Origin of the sequence: Ideonella margarita, assembly GCF_038066635.1 — a bacterium.
Taxonomy (GTDB): Bacteria; Pseudomonadota; Gammaproteobacteria; order Burkholderiales; family Burkholderiaceae_C; genus Ideonella; species Ideonella margarita.
In genome coordinates this window covers 1-19375 of sequence record NZ_JBBUTI010000004.1, presented here as the reverse complement: position 1 = coordinate 19375, position 19375 = coordinate 1, and the positions used below count along the sequence as shown (strand labels likewise).

The window sequence follows — 19375 nt, the reverse complement described above, 5'->3', positions numbered from 1 at the left end:
TGGGGCTGGCTTACTTGGCGGTGCGGTACTTGGCCAGCAGGTCGCGGGCGTCCTGCAGCATGGCCTTGCCGGGCATGCCGCGACCATCCATGTCGGCGATCCAGCCGTCGTACAACGGGGCCGAGGCCTTCACCCAGTTGTCGAGCTCGCTGGCGGGCACGGTGTAGAAGGTGTTGCCACGCTCTTGCGCGGCCTTGCGGCCCGCTGCCTGCGAGCTGTCCCAGACCTTGCCGATGGCCTGCGAGTAGGCGGCACCGCTGTTGTTGTCGATGACCTTCTTCAGGTCAGCCGGCAGGCTGTCGTAGCGCGACTGGTTCATCGCAAACACGAACACCGCGCTGTAGAGCGCCGGGCGGCTCGGGTCGGTCTCCGAATGGAACTTCACCATCTCCTGCAGCTTCAGCGAAGGCATCACTTCCCAGGGCAGCAGGAAGCCGTCGATGGTGCCCTTGCTCACGGCATCCGGAATGGCCGGCAGCGGCATGCCGACAGGCGATGCGCCCAGAGCAGCCAGCAGGCGGTTGGTCTGGCGCGTGGGCGCGCGCATCTTCAGGCCCTTGAAGTCAGCGAGCGTCTTCACCGGCTTGTCGCGGGTGTGCACATAGCCCTCGTCATGCACCCAGCTGGCCAGAATGCGGGTGCCCGGGAATTCCTTCAGTGCGTACTTCTGCAGGTAATCCCAGCTGGCCCGGGCACCGGCCTCGGCCGAGTTGGTCATGAAGGGCAGCTCGAACACTTCCATCGCGGGGAAGCGACCGGCCGTGTAGCCAGGCAGCGTGATGACGACATCGTCAACACCATCCTTCACGCGGTCAACCAGCTGCGGCGGCGTGCCGCCACCCGACATCGCGGGCAGGATCTGGCACTTCATGCGGTTGGCGGATTCCTTGGCGATCTTCTCGCACCACGGCCCGATCACGTTCACCGAGGCCATGGCCTGCGGGTTCCAGATGTGGTGGAACTTCAGGGTCACTTCCTGGGCCTGGCTGGCGGTGGCCAGGGCCATCAGGGCAGCCGACGCCGACAGCGTGCGAATCGTCTTGGATGCAATCACGGTAAATCTCCGGTGAAGGGATGGAACAGCTTAGGCGCGGCAGGCTGGCCGGGCCATTCGGGGATACCTGCGCACGCGCTGGATCGGGCTCACACGCCGTCGCGGGCGGCGGCCAGCGCTTCGCGCAGCACACTCAGGTCGCCCACCTGATTGGCCAGCAGCAGCACGAGGCGCGCATTCAGCAACTGGCTCTGCTCGTCGCTCAGGCCCTGGTGGGTGGCCACCAGCGCTTCGTAAAAGTCATCGCCGGCTTGCCAGGCATGCACAGCCTGCTCACCCGGCTGGTGAAAGTTCGATTGGGTGATGAGGGTGGTCATGGCTGAGCGGCGGTGTCGGGTTCGGTGGACGTCATCAAGGGCAGCCCGAGCGCCCTCGCCACGGCGGCCTGCACCGCGGCCACGTCCAGGGTGCGCCAGCGCGCGGCCACATGCTGGTCCGGGCGAATGAGGTAGGCGGTGCCGTCGCGCGCATCGCAGCGCGACGCAGCCAGGCCCGCGACGTCCAGCAACTCGCCGCCCAGCACCCAGCCGCCCGGCGCCTTGATGCGCAGCACGCGCAGCGGCATGCCGGGCTGGCCTGAGCCGGCCTCCAGCAAGTCGGGCAAGCCGGCGGGGTCCGCGCCAAACACCAGCAGGGTGAAACCGTCTCGCACCTGTGCCAGCAACCAGGCGTCCTGGCCGTTCACCAGCAGCGGGGCATCCGGCAGCGGCGCACCGGGTTGCAGCAGGCCGGCAAACTGATCAGCGTCAGGCGTCTGCAGCGCGCCGGGCGCATACCGGGTGGGCTGGCTCAATCGACCCGAATTCACCAGCGAACGGGCGAACGGGTGTTGCGCTGCGAGGCCCAGCACCGCATCACGGAACAAGCCGCTGACGGGCGACTTGGGCGTGATGAAGTCGGTCGACCGGGTGGAGTTCTGCAGGTTCTCGTCGGCCGCCTGGCCCCGCTCGACGTGATAGCTGTCGAGCAAGCCTTCCGGCGCGTGGCCGGCCACCACCGCCTGCAGCTTCCAGCCGAGGTTGTCGACGTCCTGGATGCCCGAGTTCGCACCGCGCGCACCGAAGGGCGACACCTGGTGCGCCGCGTCACCCACGAACAGCACGCGGCCGTGGCGCAGGTTCGCCATGCGCCGGCACTGGAAGGTATAGACACTGACCCATTCCAGCTCGAAGGGATGCGCCTCGCCCAGCATCGCCTGGATGCGCGGGATGACGTTTTCCGGCCGCTTCGCCTCTTCCGGGTCCGCGTCCCAGCCGAGCTGGAAATCAATCCGCCAGACGTTGTCGGCCTCGCGGTGCAACAGCACGCTCTGGCCGGGGTGGAACGGTGGGTCGAACCAGAACCAGCGCTCGGCGGGAAACGGCGCCTGCATCACCACATCGGCGATCAGGAAACGATCCTTGAACACCCGGCCTTCGATGTCGGCGCCCAACTGGCGACGGATCGGGCTGCGTGCGCCATCGGCCGCCACCAGCCAGTCTGCATGCAGGCGGAAGCTGCCGTCGGGCGTCTCCACCGTCAGCAGCACGCCGTCGTCCATCGGCTGCACCTGGGCCACCTTGTGGTGCCAGCGCAAGTCGAGGTTGGGCAACTCCGCAGCCCGGCGCACCAGAAACTCTTCGAGGTAGTACTGCTGCAGGTTGACCATGCCCGGGCGCTGGTGGCCAGGCTCGGCCTGCAGCTGGAACTGGAACACCTCAGCGTCGCGGTGGAAGGTGCGCCCCACATTCCAGCTCACGCCTTTGTCGACCACCGCCTGGCCGCAACCGAGGCGGTCCAGCACCTCCAGCGTGCGCTGCGCATAACAAAGCCCGCGCGAGCCCACGCTGACGGTGTTGTCCTCGTCCAGCAGCATCACCGGCAGGCCGCGCTGCGCCAGGTCGATCGCCATGCACAGGCCCACCGGCCCGGCGCCCACCACCACGACGGGCACGCGACGCACCTCGTCAGACTGGCACTCCGGGGCGGGCGCAGACGAGAACTGCGGCCAGGTGTAGCTCTTCAACATGGCGGCCGCCTTCAGCCTTCGAGGGCGCGCCACATCTCGATGTCGCGCTCGGCGGTCCAGATGCGAGGTTCGGGGTAGCCGGTGGCTTCGTCGTAGGCACGAGTCACATCAAACGGCATGCAGTGCTTGAAGATGACCCAGTGGCCGTACTCGGGCGCCAGCGCGGCCATCGTGGCCTCGTACACCTGGCGCAGCGGCATGCCCTGCTTCGCGCCGGCCTGCACGCTGGCGTACAGCGCGCTGACGAAGGCCCGCGTGCCTTCCAGGCCGGCGCGCACATCGTCGGGCGTGGTGAGTGCCGGGCCGCGGCCGGGCACCAGCTTGTCAGGCGCCAGGGCGGCGAGGTTGTCGAGCGTGGCCGGCCAATCCTGGAAGTAGGCGTCGCCCGCGTAAGGAGTGGCGTCAAACTCCACCAGATCGCCCGAGAACAGCACCTTGTCTTTCGGCAGCCAGACCACCGTGTCGCCCTTGGTGTGGCCACGACCGAGTTGCAGCAGTTGCACCTCCAGCTTGCCCAGCCACAGCGTCATCTTGCCGGTGAAGGTGAGCGTGGGCCAGGTCAGGCCGTCCGGCACGCTGTCCACGGCCTGGAACAGGCGCGGGAAGCGGCCGATCTCGCTGGCCTTGTCCTGCTCGCCGCGCTGCACGATCAGATCGTAGGTGTCCTGGCTGGCGATCACATGCTCGCAGCCTTCAGCCTTGTAGGCCGACGCGCCCAGCACCCGCACCGCGTGGTAATGGCTGAGCGTCACGTACTTGATGGGCTTGTCCGTCACCTCGCGGATGCGCCGGATCACGTCTTGCGCCATCACCGGCGTGGCCTGGGTGTCGATCACCATCACCGCGTCGTCGCCGATCACGATGCCGGTGTTCGGGTCACCTTCGGCGGTATAGGCCCAGGCATGCGCCGAGAGCTGGGTGAAGCTCACCTTTTTCTCTTCCAGGTCTGCCTGCGAGGCAAAGGTCTTGCTGCTCATCACGTGCTCCGGTTCCTGATTGAAAGCTGGCCGAAGATTAGTTAATGTCTAATTCGTTCGTTAGCGTATAAACCCGGACTCCTCCCATGACTGGCCTTCCTGACACCCCGCCCACCCTATCCCGCGCGCCGCGTGGCATCCAGAGCATCGAGGTTGGCGGACAGCTGCTGCACGCCCTGGTGAACGAGGGCCGCGCGCTGCCGTTGACGGAGCTGGCACGCTGCGCCGGCATGGCACCGGCCAAGGCGCACCCGTATCTGGTGAGCTTCCAGAAGGTCGGGCTGGTGGAGCAAGACCTCGACAGCGGGCGCTACGGCCTCGGCCCGCTGGCCCTGCAGATGGGCTGGATCGGCCTGCAGCAGGTCGACCCTGTGCGCTGGGCCACCCCGGTCATCGAGCGGCTGGCCGAGCAGACGCTGATGACCGCGGCGCTGGCCGTGTGGGGCAATCAGGGTGCCACGCTGGTGCGCCTTGCCCATGCGCCCACGCCCGTGCATGTGGCCATGCGCCACGGCACGGTGATGGGCGTGAGCGAAACCGCCACTGGCCGGCTGTTTGCCGCGCTGCTGCCCACCGAGGTGCTGCAGCGCACGCTGGGGCCGAAGACGGCCCGTCAGGTCCAAAGCAGTTTGTCCGCGGAACTGGAAGCGATCCGCCAGAGCGACATGGCCCGGGTGGACGACACCGTGGTCAACGGCGTGAGCGCGCTCGCAGCACCGGTGCGCGATGCACAGGGCGAGCTGGTCTTGAGCTTGACCTTGATCGGCCCGGGCGCCACGCTCGCATCCCGCGAGGGTGGCGCCATTCCGGGCCTGCTGCAGCAGGAAGCCGCAGCCTTGTCAGCCCGCCTGGGTTGGCGGGCTCGGGCCTGAAGATCAGGCGTTGGCGGCCACGGCAGCCTGGGCAGCCAAGCGGCGGTCCAGCAGGCGGCGCATGTTGCCCATCGAGATCTGGTGCGCTTGCAGCAGGCCCATCAGGCCGTTGCGATGCAGCTCCAGGATTTCGGCATCGGTCAGGGCGTTCAGGCGCTCTTCGTCGACGGCGAAGAAGCCGTCCACCGACATCGGCTCGCCGTTCGGCAGCGTGGCTTCGAAGCGCTTGGGCGCCAGCAGCTTCAGCGCCATCAGGCGTTGGCCGGCCAGGCGGGTGCGCTCGATTTCAACTTCGAGTTGTTCCACGAACTGGCGCACTTCGTTCAGCAGCGGCGTGGGTTCGCCCTTGTCGTCGAACAGCGGCTTGCCTTCGGTTTCCGACATGCCACTCCAGGCACCGTCGAAGCACACCGCATAGCGGTCTTCCTCGATGCGCGCCATCGTGAACGGGTAGGCCCGCAGCACGGCCGGAATGTAGAACGCGTCCCAGCGGCCATCGGCCTTCAGGAACAGGTTTTCACCCTGGGTGACACCGAACACGGCGACCGGAGCCACCTGTTCCTGGCCCTGCTCGTCCTTGCCTGCGCCGAGGAACAGGATCGGGTATTCCTTGCACGCGTCGGCAAATTCAGCCGCGGTGACAAAGAAGGCGTTCAGGCCGGCAGCGGCTTGCAGATTGCTCAGCTCGGTGCGGACCTTCAGGTTGCGATGCTTCTCGCGGTCCAGGGCGACAGGTTGTTTGTGCAGTTCAGGGTTGATCAATTGGGGTCTCCAGATTCCATCAAGGGCATGGCAAGCACTTTATCGACGCGCTTGCCATCGAGGTCCACCACCTCGAAGCGCCAGCCACCCCACTCCACCTTGTCGGTGATCGCAGGCAGCCGGCCCAGCAACAGCATGATCATGCCGGCCAGGGTGTTGTAGCGCCCGCGGTCTTCCTCGGGCAATTCCTTCAGCGCAAGCCGGTCCTTCAGCTCAGGCACGGGGATGAGACCATCCACCAGCCAGGAGCCGTCGTCACGTTGCACGGCCCACGCGTCTTCGTCAGACGGAGTGCCAAATTCACCAGTGATGGCCTCGAGCACGTCGCGCACGGTGATCACACCCTGCACGGCGCCGTACTCGTCCACCACGAAAACCAGCTCGGCGCCGGAGGTCTTGAAGTGCTCCAGCAACTCCATGCCCGACAGCGTTTCAGGCACGAACACCGGCGGGGTGATGTGCTCGGTCAGCAGGCTGGCGGGGTTTTCCGACATCGGCTTGAGCAGGCTGTGGGCCGCCACCACGCCGATCACGTCGTCCAGGCCGCCACGGCACACCGGGTAGCGCGAATGCTCTTCGGCCGCCACCACGTGCAGCACTTCGGCCATCGAGGCGTTGGCATCGATCCAGCAGATTTCCGCGCGCGGAATCATCATCGAGCCGATCTGGCGGTCATCGAGACGGAACACATTGCGCACCATCTGGTGCTCCTGCGCCTCGATCACGCCGGCGTCCAGACCTTCTTCCAGGCTGGCGGCAATCTCTTCTTCCGTCACGCTGCGGCTCGGGCCACCCTTGATGCCCAGCAGGCGCAGGATGCCCTCGGTGCTGACCGACAGCAGCACCACCAGCGGACGCGTGGCGATCGACAGCCACTCCATCGGCTGCGCCACCAGGCGGGCCACGGTTTCCGGGTACATCTGGCCGAGGCGCTTGGGCACCAGCTCGCCGAAGATGATGCTCAGCACCGTGATGATGATGACCACCACCGCGGTGGCACTGACCTTGGCCACCTCAGGCGAGGCGTTGATGTTGCGCTGGAACCATTCCGACAGCGGGCCGGAGAAGGCGGCATCACCGACGATGCCGTTCAGCACGCCGATGGACGTGATGCCGATCTGCACGGTCGACAGGAACTTGGTGGGGTTCTCGTGCAGGTCCAGCGCTGTCTGCGCGCCCCGCTCCCCGGCCTCCAGCATGACTTGCAATCTGGCTTTGCGGCTGGCCGACAGGGCCATTTCCGACATCGCAAAGACAGCGTTGAGGAGAATCAGGAATACAAGTAGAGCAACGTCCATGAGAGGCGACCGCAGTTGTCCGCGTCGCGAATGTGAGCAAAATCGAGGCCAGAGCGTAGCAGAATCCAGCCATGCACTACCTTATCGGAGACCTGCAGGGCTGTTGTGATCCGCTCAACCGCCTGCTCGCCGAGATCGACTTCTCGCCATCGCGTGATCGCCTCCATGTGCTGGGCGACCTCGTCAACCGCGGCCCCAGCTCACTCGAGACCCTGGAGCGGCTGCGCAGCTTCGGCGACGCCGTCACCTGCCTGCTGGGCAACCACGACCTGCACCTGCTGGCGGTGGCGGCCGGCGTGCGCAAGCCGCACCGCAGCGACACGCTCGACCCCATCCTCAACCACCCGCAGCGCGAGGCCTGGCTGGACTGGCTGCGCCACCGCAAGCTGGCCGACATGGCCGAAGGCTGGCTGACCGTTCATGCCGGCGTCGTGCCGCAATGGGACACCACCACCACCCTGGCCCTGGCAGGCGAAGTGGAAACAATGTTGCGCAGCGACAACCTGCACGAGTTCCTGCAGGTGATGTACGGCAACGAGCCCAACCGCTGGAGCGACGACCTGGAAGGGCCGGCGCGCTGGCGCTTCATCATCAACGTGCTGACGCGCATCCGCTTCTGCGCCGCTGACGGCACGCTGGAGTTCGCCACGAAAGACGGCAGCGACGGCGCACCAGCCGGCTTCGCGCCGTGGTTTTCGCAGCCCGGGCGCCGCAGCGCGGGCCAGCCCATTGCGTTCGGCCACTGGTCGACGCTCGGCCTGATCAACCGCCCTGACCTGCTCTCGCTGGACACCGGCTGCGTGTGGGGCGGCCAGCTCACCGCCGTGCGCGTGGACGGCGGGCGCCGAGAGGTGACGCAGGTTCAGTGCAGCCAGGCGCAAAAACCGGGCTGAGCCAAGGCATAATCTGGCGCTTCCGCTGGAGACGTGGCCGAGCGGTTTAAGGCAACGGTCTTGAAAACCGTCGAGGGTTGATCCCCTCCGTGAGTTCGAATCTCACCGTCTCCGCCAAGAAGCTCGATTTGGCAGGGCTCCCTGCGAATTCTCGCACCAGTCCTACCATCGCTTCTACCATCGCGGGGTGCCATTGCAGCAACTGCCAATCGGCGCCGAAAACCTGATTTAACAGACCAGGTTTTTTAGCCGTCGAGCCGAATTCCGACACGAGTCGCCGTGGCCATGACGAGCTTGATCCAATGCGCTAAGCGCAACGGACTGGACCGGGCCAGTTCAGGATCATCGTCAACACGTCAGGTATTGACGATCACGGGTACGGCAACCTGAGCCGCAATGAGCTGCTCGATTGGCGTATAGAGGTCAACGTCCACCCCAGGTGTGTGGATGGACACAATGAGGCTGTAACGCGCCGGCAAGCCATATCTCTCCTGCGCCTGCCGAGTTCGCCACCAGCCGTTGGCGGGATACACCCCGATGAAACCACGACTTGCAAGGTCTGCCGCACTGCCTCGCCAGATGTCGCGATGCAGCGAACCGCGATGACGAAGCCCCTCTCCCAGCAGCCATTCGGGGTCAGCAGGGGAGGCAACATCTCCGTCCTCCTCTCGCACGGTGGCTGCATTGATCCGAGCCTGAAAGTTCTCGACTGACTCCAAGGGACGCCTAACTGCAAAGCGTAGACGGTGGGAAGGGTAGTGGTACTTGGAAGTGCTTCCGCGAGCGGATGGATTGGGTTCGATGAAGTAAGAAAGCGTCACTCGCATTTCAACTTGAGTGTCCTGCAGCGCCTCCAGCTGTTCAAGAGGCCACGGCAAGGCATGAAAGTTCATCTCCCTCGTCTTGATGATGCTGCCGTCTTTAAAATAGGGGTTGAGCTGATCTTCAATCACGAGCGAGAGCGAATTCCCGGCACTCCAAAGTGCCCGGTCCAAGTTCGGAACACCCCATCCACAGTGCTTGATGAGCCCCAAGCTTTCCTGCTTGGTTCGCTGCGCCCCCTGAGCCGGGAACATCTGCAGCATGGCTTCAGTCCATTCGGCTGAACTCACAATCAACGCGCGCACCGTCTCGGGACGGAGTTGCGGGTAGGCAGCCATGATCTGTGCGGCCATCCGGGCGCACAACGCCGAGGCAGCACTGGTGGCGTTCGTCGTCCAGAACAGCCTGGTCAACGGCTGATTGTTGGTTGTCAACAGTTCCAGGCTGGCAAAGTTGTCAACATTAATGCCATCTGTCGCAGCGTTGCCGCCCTCAAAGACCACATCAGGCTTCAGCGGCCATGCTCTATTCGTCCACTGAGAAGAGGTGGTGGTGAACGGGCTCAACGCGCCCTCTGGCGCAATCGGCGTGAACGCAGCAGCGTTCGGCTCGTTCAAGTTGATCTTGGTGCTAAACGCACCAACTGTCAGGGCATTCCAAGATTGGCCAGGATCATGGATTTGGTTAAGGGTCACGCTCGCCGGATATTGAATCCAGTGATTTGGATCGCCGGTGTTGCCAGCTGAGAGTACAAAGAGCCGGGGGAACGCACCCTCGCCGAGTGAGTCAGCTGCAAGCGCGTCGACGGTGGAAGACCAAGCTGAGGGGCGGCCAAAGTCGCGGTAATCGGTGGCTGTAACCGCCGAAGTGAATACCCTCTTGCGCTCGCCAAAACGCGCCTCGGGCAAAGTAACGGCATCGATGAACAATCGCGCGTGATGCTTGTCATCCCCTGCATTTGCCCCTTGATTCGGCGTCAGCTTGACAGACTCCAGACGGTGGCCAATCTGAACAGGTTGAGTTGAGGCCAAATGCTCGTGCAGGTCGCCGTAGGCAACCAGCCCCGCGAGACCAGTGCCGTGATTTGCTTGGTCGTGCGCCCCCCAAGCGGCATTGACGGTGTGAATATCTGCCTGATCCATCAAAGGCGCAAGCAACGGGTGTGCTCGATTGACCCCCGTATCAAGGAGACAGACACGCGGTACCTCGTCAATGTCGGGTGGAATACGCAGCCGCTCTGCGAGGTCAGCGGCCCATTCGCGCTGTTGAGGAATGTCCAGGCCCACAAAAAAGGCTGCCGAATCTTTTGCTCGACGCAATTCCGCCACGCAGTTCAATAGCATCACGGACTGTGCCAATTGCTGTTGGGAGCCGTACATCACGACAATTGAGCGCTCTGGGAACTCAACGACAGCATCACTCACTTGGCATTCAGCTAACGCCGCGATACGCCGGAAATCACGGAGGTAGTGCCCGGCGTCACCCTTTGTGCGGCGAAGCCAAACTTCCCACCAGAACTGCTCATCCAGATCAGCAGGCAGCAGCTCTGGCGCATCCATCCACAAGCCTTTCAACACAGAAGCGCGAATGCCGCCGATGGTGTTCAGAAGCTTCTTGTTGTCGCGAGCAACGCCTCCCTCTGTCTTCTTCTCGTTGAGGTAGTCGGCAACAAGCTTCTCAAAATGCTGAAGCTGTCCATCTGGAACGAAGACATTGGCCATTACGGCCTTGCCGTCGACCTCTTGGACACTCAGCAACTCAATGCCTTTGTGCTTGGCTTCAGAGGCTAGCTTTGCAAACGCCAAGTCGGCGTCTGGCCGAGACAAAAATTGGATTTGGATGCCAAGCCCTGCTTCTAGGCCGATCTCTTTCTGGCGTTCCTTAGCGGCCGCAGCCAACGGCCTGAGATCTTGCAGTTGCGCGTTCAGCGCTCCGCCGTGCTGAGCCCGATCTAAATCGGGAAGAGCAACTTTCTTACTGCCATTTGGCTTGTGAGCCTTGTATGGCTTCGCTTCGGAAGTCTTTTTGAGTAGGAGGTGACGGCGCTTATCGTTGACTTGATCCGGCATGGTTTGACAGGTGCTTGTTGTTTTGAGCAAGCTTTGTACTTATGAGGCGGCGTTCCCCTAACGCGCGCCCAAGCTCGGCTCGTTGCACTTTGGTTTGGTCATGCATGATCGCGTCCTTAATGGACTCATCGACAGCACGACAAATCTCCGCGTAGCTCAGCCCTTGCGCTTGCTCCACCAGGCCGTCTTTCTTGAACGGCCTGGGAGCAAATGAGCCAAGGCGCGATCTGATCAGATCAAGCGCTTGCACTGGCGTGGGCAGGTGGTACTCCAGCACATCGTCGAAACGCCGGAACAGCGCGTAGTCGAGGACTTCCGGGTGGTTGGTTGCCGCGACGATCAGGCTATTGGATTGATCGTGCTCGATCATCTGAAGGAAGCTGTTCAGCACACGCCGGATCTCGCCGACATCGTTAGCAGCGCCGCGCTGCGAGCCGATGGCATCAAACTCATCGAAGAAATAGACACCGCGGATGTCGGCGATGGCATCAAAAACCTGGCGTAGCTTAGCGGCCGTCTCGCCCATGAACTTCGTGATGAGCGAATCCAGCCGGACTAGAAACAGTGGGATGCCCAGCTCGCCGGCCAAGGCAGATGCCGTCATCGTCTTGCCTGTGCCAGGTGGCCCAACCAACAGAAGCTTCCTGCGCGGGGAGAGCCCATGCTCCCTTATCCGGGCGAGCATGCGCTGCTCTTTGATGATTCGGGCAAGCTGCTGTGACGCTTGGTCATCCAGCACCATGTCACTCAGCCTATTGGCGGGGTAGGACACCGTCAATAGGCTGGCGAGTTCACCGCGAGATTTGGTGCCACTCTGCAAAGCACCCGCTATTGGCACCAATTTGCCCGAACCGTCTTGCCCAAGGCGATTCTTCGCTGCGTCGATTAAGCCACGCAGTTCCTCGGCTAGCTTCCCATGGCCCAGCTTGGCTTCATGCGCGGCAACCTGCATCGCGACGGACAGGAAGTGTCCATCATCGCGACTGATATGCGACTTGATAAGCGCTTTGAGCTGTTCCGAACTTGCCACGATGGCCCCGCTTCTACGATGAACGCCGCAGAGATTTGACTAGATGCTTAGACAGCCGATTGTCGCGCATCGACCCTCGCGTACCGGCCTCATGTTGTAGATCTTTTCAACCACATATGACCTCCCTGACAGCGACGAATCGCTGTCAACAAAACAAAGGCCAGGCGGAGCAATCCCCTGGCCTTTTTGCCGTCCGCACGCAACCTGACCTGGAGGTCATTCATGCCACCGTACCCTTCCCCGGGCGCCCACCTCCGGGCGTTTCTCATCTGTTTTGGCCTCGGCTGCCTGTCTACAGTCTTGCTGACCAGCGTCATGCGTTGGGGCCGCGTACCGCCGTCGCTCTGGAGCGGCCGCCAATGACACCTCCCTGCCCGCGCTGTCGCGCTGCAGACATGCGTCAGAGACCCGTCGCGCGCCGAATCGCCTCAGCCGCCGGATGTGCCGCAAGCCTTGCTCTTGCTTGCAGAGCAGGCCTCGGCGCAAAGGACGTCGTCGTCGCTACGTTGAGCGGAATGTCACTAGGCGCATGTCTGGGGGACGCCGTCGATGAGCTTGTCCTCTGCCGATACCGCTGCCCGTCCTGCGGGTACGAGCTGACCGGCTGACTGCCCTATCGGGCTCGCCACCTCCATCTCAACCAGCCGTGCGTAGCGAATCTGCCGCGCGACCGATCCCCTCTGTTTAGCTTTCACTCCAAAGGAGAACCAAATGGCTCACCTCGTACAACAAATGGCCTACGTCGGCGCGACGCCGTGGCATGGCCTCGGCAATGAACTTCCCAAGCATCAATCGATCGATGTCTGGGCCGAGAAAGCCGGCATGAACTGGTCAATCTGCGAATCGCCAGTTCGTTACCTGGCAGACCAAGCAGGCGCTCTCGGCGCGATCATGAATTTCGACGATCAGAAGGTGCTTTACCGCAGCGACACCAAGACGGCACTGTCTGTCGTTAGCAATCGGTACCAGATCGTTCAGCCGCGTGAGGTGCTGGAGTTCTACCGAGATCTCACCGAGGTTTCGGGCTTTGAGCTGGAAACCGCCGGCGTGCTGAAGGCGGGCCGCAAGTTTTGGGCGCTTGCCCGAACGGGGAAGTCCACCTCGATCAAGGGCTGCGACACAGTCAACGGCTACCTGCTACTGGCAACCTCCTGCGACGGCACTTTGGCAACGACCGCTACGCCCACAACTGTCCGGGTCGTCTGCAATAACACGCTCACGGTCGCACTCAGCGGCGCTAGCAGCGCGATCAAAGTGCCACACAGCACCAGCTTCGATCCGTTGGCGGTCAAGAAGCAGCTTGGCGTGGCAGTCATGCAATGGGACAGCTTCATGTACCGCATGAAGACGCTTTCGGAGCGGAAGGTAAAGACCCACGAGTCATTGAACTACTTCCTGAAGGTCCTGTGTCAAAACGATGGTCACAACGACTCCGCAGCTCGCATGACCAACGAGCGGGCCCTGAAGCGCGTCCAGGCGCTCTACGCTGGCGAGGGCAAGGGCTCCGATCTGAGCTCCGCCAACGGTACAGCCTGGGGTCTGCTCAATGCTGTCACCGAGTACGTCGACCATGAGCGCCGCGCACGCAGCCAGGAATACCGGCTCGACAGTGCCTGGTTTGGCCAAGGCGCCAACCTCAAACAGCGAGCTCTCGATCACGCTCTGCAGTTGGTCGCCTGAGCACGCGCTGCCGCATAAGCCCCCGCCCGGCCTTTCGGCAGAGCGGGGGCTTTGTGCTTTCTGGAACCTTCGCCCCGTTTCCGGGAAAGGAGAACACTGATGAATGCAAGTCTTACGTCTCAAAGAGCCATTCCGGGGCGCCCCGCCCTTCGTCTAGTCAAAACCCAAGACCTGAGTCGAGAAGACTGGCTGGATGTGCGCAAGACCGGGATTGGCAGCTCTGACGCAGCTGCCGCGGTAGGGCTGAACCCGTACAAGTCCCAACTGGAGTTGTGGATGGAGAAGACCCAACGGGACAGCGGCCTGCCGAAAGTCGACCCCAACGACGACTCGTCGCCTCTCTACTGGGGGACGATGCTGGAACAGGTTGTCGCTGCGCAGTACACCAAACGCACAGGAAACCGTGTGCGCAAAGTGAATGCGGTCCTTCAACACCCTCAACACCCGTGGATGTTGGCCAACCTTGACCGCGAGGTTGTGGGCGCTCCGGATGTCCAGATTCTGGAGTGCAAGACTGCTGGCCTCAACGGTGCCCGGCTGTGGCGCGACGGTGTGCCGGAATATGTCCAGCTGCAGGTCATGCACCAGTTGGCCGTTACCGGCAAGCGAGCGGCTGATATTGCTGTGCTGATCTGTGGCCAGGAGCTGCGGGTGCATCGCATCGAACGTAACGAGACGATGATCGATCAACTCATCGTCTTAGAACAACAGTTCTGGGGTCGGGTGCAACGCGACGAACAACCCCCAGTGGATGGCACCGACTCAGCCGACTTAGCGCTTCGTACGCTTTATCCAAACGATCTCGGACACACGCTGGACCTGAGTGGGGAGTTCGAGATGGCGGCTGCCTTCTCAGACCTACTGGCAGTGCGTCAACAGCTCTCTGCTTTTGCGGAACGCGAATCGCTGCTGAAGCAGCGCATTCAGCAGCGGATGGGTGAAGCTAGCCGCGCAGTGTTCGAAACCGGCGAGGTCAGCTGGAAGCGCAGCAAAGACGGCAGCGTCGTCGACCTGGAGCGTCTGGCAAAAGACCATCCGGCGTTGGCGCAGAGCTACGCAAAGACAAAGTCCGGTACCCGACGCTTCCTCATCCAGCCCTGACCCACCATCTCAGGCGCCTCAATATGGCCCTTTACCCACCGGGCCTCGCCTCATCAAGGAGAACAACATGCTCAAGGGCCTCGCCCTCACTCCCCCGATCATCGGGCGGATCTCCATCGGCCGCGTTGTGGAGCGCGGCGGCAAACGCCTTCCCGAAAAGGACGATGAATTCACCGTCACCAGCCAGGTGCAGGGCAAAGACGGCTGGGTTTCCCACCCAGTCGATGAGGCCCTTCGCTCAGGAGCAACTGGCGCAAAACTACGCGCGATTCCAATCCGGCTGCTGTTCGACGATCCGGACCTTAACCTGCGGGCAGCCTACAGCTTGTTCGATCGCAAGTCCGGTCGACCAGTGTGCGTCGGCGATGGAGAAACCTGCCGACGAGCCACGGCGGACGGCGTACAGCAGATGCTCTGCCCGGCCCCAGATAGCTGTGAATTCTCTTCAGGTGGCTGCAAGCCATTTGGGCGTTTGAACGTGCGAATTGGGGACGACGACGAACTCGGATCGTTCGTGCTTCGCACCACTGGATTCAACAGCATCCGGACGCTCGCAACCAGGTTGCGCTACTTTCATGCGGTGGCAGGTGGTCGGCTTTCGACTATGCCGCTTGAGCTGAGGCTTCGTGGCAAGTCCACCACCCTCTCTCACCGCGCTCCGATCTACTACGTCGACCTGACCGTCCGCAGTGGCAGCACACTGATCGACACCATTACGACCGCTCACTCCGATTGGGAAATCCGGGAGGTCGCAGGTTTCAGGCAGGCCGCGCTAGACCAAGTTGCGCGCGATGGGCTCGCACATGGATCCTTCGAAGAGAGTGCCGAGGAGGGCGCTGCCATCGCCGAAGAGTTTTATCCGCCGGGGAACGTAGACGAAGTGCTTGGAGATGCCAGCATCGAAAGACCCGGCAAACCAGGCAACTCCAATCTCGCGGTGAAGTTGGCTGGGCGTATGCGCGCAACCGGGCTTCCTGAAGACTCGCACCGCACCCAACTTTCAGATCGGCAGCCGCCCGCAAGCGCGTAGCTGCCCAGCCGAACGCTGGGTTGCTGGAACCTCCAGGGGCTCAGCGTCCGGAAGTCCGCCTAGACCCATACAGGCGCGCCGTTCGTGGGGCACGTGTCAACGTCGCGTCGTATCCGGCACGCTCAGGCAGTTCGGGATCCAACAACTGGTGGGCAGGGAGGCCGACAGCCGCAGCAATCAACTCGATGTTGTCGATCGAGATGTTTCGCTGCCCTCTTTCCATCGAACCCACAAACGCGCGATCTAGGCACGCATCAGCAGCCATCCGCTCTTGCGATAGCCCCTGATGAATTCTGGCGAGACGGACGTTTCTTGCAAACACCTCTCGCAGAGTCAGCTGTGCCTTTGATGTCGATGAGTCTCCCGCCATAGGGCGGATGCTCGACAGTGGATGCATTTGAATCCACGGCATTTAAGACCCATTATCATTTCGACTGGAGCGCCCGCAGCGCTATGGGGAGCCAACCCCAGATCTGGCCGCGCCCAAAAAGGAGCCTCAAACACCTCATTAGCTCGTAGATCAGAGAACACGTCACACAGACATCGGTTCATATCCAACCAAAACTCTAGGGAGAGTTCCATGACCACTTCAACCACCAACACCAAGTCCACTGCCGTCATTTGGGGCATCGCAGCCATCGTCACGGCCATCTTCGTCTGCACAGTCAACAACTCGCACCTGGTGCTTCGCGCAAGTTTCATGATGAAGGTTTTTGCCATCTTGGCAGGGGCTGCGCTCGGCACCGTTTTCGCTGTCATCGGTGATGCATTCCGCCGCTACGCGCACCCAGACGTCGTCATCACAAACGGAGGCTTCTTCAGCCTTATCGGTACCAAGCTCTTCTGGCAAGTCGGTCCGCAACTGATCGGATTGTTTTCAGGCGTCTTTCTTGGCGTGGCTCTGGTGCTCAAGTGAAGTCACCCTCGCCTCGTCTAGCCGTTTACGCGAGCGCTCTCCTGCTTTGCTTGGGTGGCTGCAGCGATGAAGACACTACTCCGCGGAAAATCTTCGTGGCGCAGTGCTTACCAGCTGTGCGGGACAAGGGGCTCTGCACCTGCATGTTCGAAGAACTTCGCAAAGAGTACTTTGGGGGCGAGATCGCAGTCGCAGCGACAAGCCAAGAGCAGCCGACACAAGAATGGCAACGCAGCATGGCCAAGGTCACGCTGACCTGCCTGCGAATGCAATGAAGCAGACAGGGGCCGGAAGGCTCCTGTTTGTGCCACTGCTTTTTTCTTTGTGATCAGGCAACTGGATCCTAGGCAGAGGGTCAGTTTGCTACGAGCCTCCGTGAAAGGGCACTCCGTTGCCTGCCTGCCAGCTCACCGGCGCAGGTCGCTACGGCCAAGAAGCTCTGTGCTTCGGCTCACGCCAAATTTGCGCTCGAAGCAATGCGCGCTTTCCGGAAGAGACGAAACATCAAGAGGACATTTACTCGGCTGTGAGGACAGTACTCAAGTTCATAAGGTGGTTCGCCAAACCGTGTGGTGGCTCCAATGAACGTAGTGGGAACAGTCGGACACCGTGTGTCGGCAATGCAGCGATTGCAGTCAGCCGGGTCGTTCGGGTCAACGCACGCTTCGCGCTGCAAAGCGGTCATCGCCGTAGGCGCCTGCGCTAGCGTTGGAGCTGAGGGGCCGGAACCAGCTGGCCGAGCGTAGCGCGGCCAGCTGGTGGAGGTTCACTCGAGCGACCGGTTAGCGAAGTAATCGGCCCGACCCCGCCGAAAATCGTCCCGAAAGTCAGTCGCTGGCATACGACACCCCTATACAAATCAACTACTTAGCGCGACTGACTTGAGAGGGCTCACTTGATCGGGATGGTGACTTCGCACGCGTAGTCCTTGGGCAGCGGCGCGTCGGTTTCCCTGCGCCGCCAGTACTCACGCCAGTACTCCCACCAATCGCCGGCGGCCGCGACAATCTGGGCCGAGTCAAGCTCTCCAGGTTGAGCCACAACGACCATTCGCCTGGCCCTCACGACGAAACCAACCTCCTGTGCGCGAAAAGCGAGCAGCACTGGTGTCTCTTCTGTGGCTGTACCAATATCGCTCCCATATGCGTACTCGATACGACATCCAGACACGACCTCGCGAAGCACATCTTCGGAGGTCAGGGTGAAGAGCTCATGGTTGACGGAGAACGGTTCTACCTTGTCTTCGTGTAGGGCGTGCCGCCAGTCCTGCGTTGCGTGTTGGGCATCTTGTTCAGTCAAGAAGGCTACGACCGAGGGCTCGAAGAAGCGCAGAGCGACGACGCTGTTTGGCGGGTGGTTCGGAGAGTGAGGTGGAAAGTGGAGTTGAACCCCACCGAATTCGACTTGGAAGATATCGGGGAGAGCGTCTGCCCACCAGCGCCAGTACCCGACATCAGAGATGGCTTCTTCGAGGGTCGGAAGGTAGTCAGACATTGCGACTGTGAGGTCTAACGTTCGAGCTGAGGGGCCGGAACCAGCTGGCCGCGCGTAGCGAAGATCAGCTGCCGAGCGTAGCGCGGCCAGCTGGTGGAGGTCCACTCGAGCGATTGGTTAGCCATCTGCTCGAACTAGTGGAGCCTGACCGGACCAAAACTTGTTGAGACCGACCCACCAACGATGGCTCTCAGGGCCGAGAAATGCGAGAAACCGATCAGGATCGACATTGCTATTCGCCCAGACATTCTGAACTCCCTCGAGCAGTCCAATTGTCGCGAACTCCTTGACCCAAGGGGACCCCTTGACGTGAAGCTCTTCAACAGCTTTGCCAACAAGGTGCAGAGTTGAAAGGTCACCCGCTTGATAGAGCTGGAGAAGGTGAGATGCAAATTCTTCTCCGGCGACATACAAGGCGTCGTTGCCCCAGGTCTCCAGATGCTCGGCCCATGCTTGCGAAAACCCCGGAGCGGCCTCGACAAGAAGCGCCATGACGTCGCTCTGCTGGATCATGATTGGATGGCTAACGTTGAAGCTGAGGGGCCGGAACCGGCTGGCCGCGCGAAGCGACGATGAACTGCCGAGCGAAGCGCGGCCAGCTGGTGTAGGTCCGCTCGAGCGACGGGTTAGACGTCATAGCCGCCACCAATCCATTCGGTTAGTTGTGTGGCTCCAATACAGATTGATTGGGTCACAGTCCCCGCCGGTGAGGTAGAGCGAATCAGCCAGCCTGGAAGGTTTGCAACCCGGCAGTGGATCGCCCATGGGTGAACAGAGCAGCTTCTCCGCCTGGAGTTGTGCAGGTGCTTCGCAAATTGCGGCTTGTATGGACGGGCTGATTGCAAACTGAAGGAACTGCGTGGCCCGAGGCTTCTTGCTTGAAGTCGCACGACTTACAGCGATCAAGACACCTCCCGTGTTGTATCCAGCGAATGCAATGTCGGTCTTGCGATCGCCATTGAAGTCGCCTTCTACCAACGTTGAGAGGTCCCAGCGCACTTTCGGGTGCTTCGCTGCAATCTGCTGTGCAACCTTCAATGATCCTGCCGCCGGCGCTGCCTGCGCCGTGACACAGGCGAGATAGAGAGCCGGGAGGAGAAGGAGCGCATTCATGACGTCTAACGTTGAAGCTGAGGGGCCGGAACCAGCTGACCGCGTGAAGCGATGATGGATTGCTGAGCGTAGCGCGGCCAGCTGGTGCAGGTCCACTCGAGCGCCCGGTTAGACCTCATTCTCGACATCCTGGGCGCTTTGAAGCGCCCCGGGTTTCATGGAGGCCCGTTGGGTTAAGTCAGGCTTCCGTCAAGGCAGTCTGACTGGCGAGTTGCCGGTAGTAGTTTGCCTCAGCCTCTGCGGGTGGGATGTACCC

Annotated in this window: 18 protein-coding genes and 1 tRNA gene; 7 read left to right on the top strand and 12 right to left on the bottom strand. The window is 62.0% G+C overall.

Annotated features, from left to right (window positions below):
* Positions 1-10 precede the first annotated feature (10 nt).
* The 4 genes from AACH00_RS05445 to AACH00_RS05430 form a co-directional block, all read right to left on the bottom strand.
* Positions 11-1006, bottom strand: coding sequence for a TRAP transporter substrate-binding protein (locus AACH00_RS05445; RefSeq protein WP_341398460.1), 996 nt, complete (start codon positions 1004-1006; stop codon positions 11-13).
* A 137-nt stretch (positions 1007-1143) separates the two neighbouring features.
* A complete protein-coding gene (locus tag AACH00_RS05440; protein WP_341398074.1) occupies positions 1144-1371 on the bottom strand; it encodes a DUF2783 domain-containing protein in 228 nt (75 codons plus the stop codon).
* Positions 1368-3062, bottom strand: coding sequence for an FAD-dependent oxidoreductase (locus tag AACH00_RS05435; protein ID WP_341398073.1), 1695 nt, complete (start codon positions 3060-3062; stop codon positions 1368-1370). The genes AACH00_RS05440 and AACH00_RS05435 overlap by 4 nt, the downstream gene beginning before the upstream one ends.
* 11 nt (positions 3063-3073) lie before the next feature.
* Positions 3074-4039, bottom strand: a complete 966-nt coding sequence (locus AACH00_RS05430) for an MBL fold metallo-hydrolase (protein WP_341398072.1) — start codon at positions 4037-4039, stop codon at positions 3074-3076.
* Positions 4040-4125: 86 nt separating this feature from the next.
* On the opposite strand from AACH00_RS05430, the gene AACH00_RS05425 reads away from it, so the two are divergent.
* Positions 4126-4911, top strand: a complete 786-nt coding sequence (locus AACH00_RS05425) for an IclR family transcriptional regulator (RefSeq protein WP_341398071.1) — start codon at positions 4126-4128, stop codon at positions 4909-4911.
* A gap of 3 nt (positions 4912-4914) precedes the next feature.
* Here AACH00_RS05425 and AACH00_RS05420 read toward each other — a convergent pair whose 3' ends face one another.
* Both AACH00_RS05420 and AACH00_RS05415 read right to left on the bottom strand, forming a co-directional pair.
* The gene (locus AACH00_RS05420; protein ID WP_341398070.1) at positions 4915-5673 is read right to left on the bottom strand and encodes a SapC family protein; all 759 of its coding nucleotides are present in this window, start codon (positions 5671-5673) and stop codon (positions 4915-4917) included.
* Positions 5670-6971 carry a hemolysin family protein gene (locus AACH00_RS05415; protein ID WP_341398069.1) on the bottom strand — a complete coding sequence of 434 codons (1302 nt, stop codon included), beginning with the start codon at positions 6969-6971 and terminating at the stop codon, positions 5670-5672. Before AACH00_RS05415 ends, AACH00_RS05420 begins: the two co-directional genes overlap by 4 nt.
* Positions 6972-7042: 71 nt before the next feature.
* Between AACH00_RS05415 and AACH00_RS05410 the strand changes: the two genes are divergently transcribed.
* Both AACH00_RS05410 and AACH00_RS05405 read left to right on the top strand, forming a co-directional pair.
* A complete protein-coding gene (locus tag AACH00_RS05410; RefSeq protein WP_341398068.1) occupies positions 7043-7864 on the top strand; it encodes a symmetrical bis(5'-nucleosyl)-tetraphosphatase in 822 nt (273 codons plus the stop codon).
* Positions 7865-7891: 27 nt separating this feature from the next.
* Positions 7892-7981 (top strand) — tRNA-Ser (locus AACH00_RS05405).
* A 239-nt stretch (positions 7982-8220) separates the two neighbouring features.
* Here AACH00_RS05405 and AACH00_RS05400 read toward each other — a convergent pair.
* Together AACH00_RS05400 and AACH00_RS05395 are read right to left on the bottom strand one after the other, a co-directional pair.
* The gene (locus tag AACH00_RS05400; protein WP_341398067.1) at positions 8221-10755 is read right to left on the bottom strand and encodes a S8 family peptidase; all 2535 of its coding nucleotides are present in this window, start codon (positions 10753-10755) and stop codon (positions 8221-8223) included.
* On the bottom strand, positions 10733-11785 hold the full coding sequence (locus AACH00_RS05395; protein WP_341398066.1) for an AAA family ATPase: 1053 nt from the start codon (positions 11783-11785) through the stop codon (positions 10733-10735). The genes AACH00_RS05400 and AACH00_RS05395 overlap by 23 nt, the downstream gene beginning before the upstream one ends.
* A 711-nt stretch (positions 11786-12496) precedes the next feature.
* Between AACH00_RS05395 and AACH00_RS05390 the strand changes: the two genes are divergently transcribed.
* The 3 genes from AACH00_RS05390 (at position 12497) to AACH00_RS05380 (ending at position 15596) form a co-directional block, all read left to right on the top strand.
* The gene (locus AACH00_RS05390) at positions 12497-13465 is read left to right on the top strand and encodes a DUF932 domain-containing protein (RefSeq protein WP_341398065.1); all 969 of its coding nucleotides are present in this window, start codon (positions 12497-12499) and stop codon (positions 13463-13465) included.
* Between the two features lie 99 nt (positions 13466-13564).
* Positions 13565-14566 (top strand): YqaJ viral recombinase family nuclease, encoded by a 1002-nt coding sequence (locus AACH00_RS05385; protein ID WP_341398064.1) that lies wholly within the window; start codon positions 13565-13567, stop codon positions 14564-14566.
* 67 nt (positions 14567-14633) lie between these two features.
* Entirely contained in the window at positions 14634-15596 is a 963-nt protein-coding gene (locus tag AACH00_RS05380; RefSeq protein ID WP_341398063.1) for a recombination directionality factor, read from the top strand.
* Between the two features lie 40 nt (positions 15597-15636).
* Here the strand turns inward: AACH00_RS05380 and AACH00_RS05375 are convergent, their stop codons facing one another.
* Positions 15637-15966 (bottom strand): helix-turn-helix domain-containing protein, encoded by a 330-nt coding sequence (locus AACH00_RS05375; RefSeq protein ID WP_341398459.1) that lies wholly within the window; start codon positions 15964-15966, stop codon positions 15637-15639.
* A gap of 210 nt (positions 15967-16176) precedes the next feature.
* On the opposite strand from AACH00_RS05375, the gene AACH00_RS05370 reads away from it, so the two are divergent.
* On the top strand, positions 16177-16512 hold the full coding sequence (locus AACH00_RS05370; RefSeq protein ID WP_341398062.1) for a hypothetical protein: 336 nt from the start codon (positions 16177-16179) through the stop codon (positions 16510-16512).
* A gap of 891 nt (positions 16513-17403) precedes the next feature.
* On the opposite strand, the gene AACH00_RS05365 is transcribed toward AACH00_RS05370, so the two are convergent.
* The 3 genes from AACH00_RS05365 to AACH00_RS05355 all read right to left on the bottom strand — a co-directional run bounded on the left by AACH00_RS05365 (position 17404) and on the right by AACH00_RS05355 (position 19119).
* A complete protein-coding gene (locus tag AACH00_RS05365) occupies positions 17404-18006 on the bottom strand; it encodes a hypothetical protein (RefSeq protein WP_341398061.1) in 603 nt (200 codons plus the stop codon).
* A 117-nt stretch (positions 18007-18123) separates the two neighbouring features.
* Positions 18124-18519, bottom strand: coding sequence for a DUF7674 family protein (locus AACH00_RS05360; protein WP_341398060.1), 396 nt, complete (start codon positions 18517-18519; stop codon positions 18124-18126).
* A gap of 120 nt (positions 18520-18639) precedes the next feature.
* Complete coding sequence (locus AACH00_RS05355) at positions 18640-19119, bottom strand: hypothetical protein (protein WP_341398059.1); 480 nt, start codon at positions 19117-19119, stop codon at positions 18640-18642.
* Positions 19120-19375 lie beyond the last annotated feature (256 nt).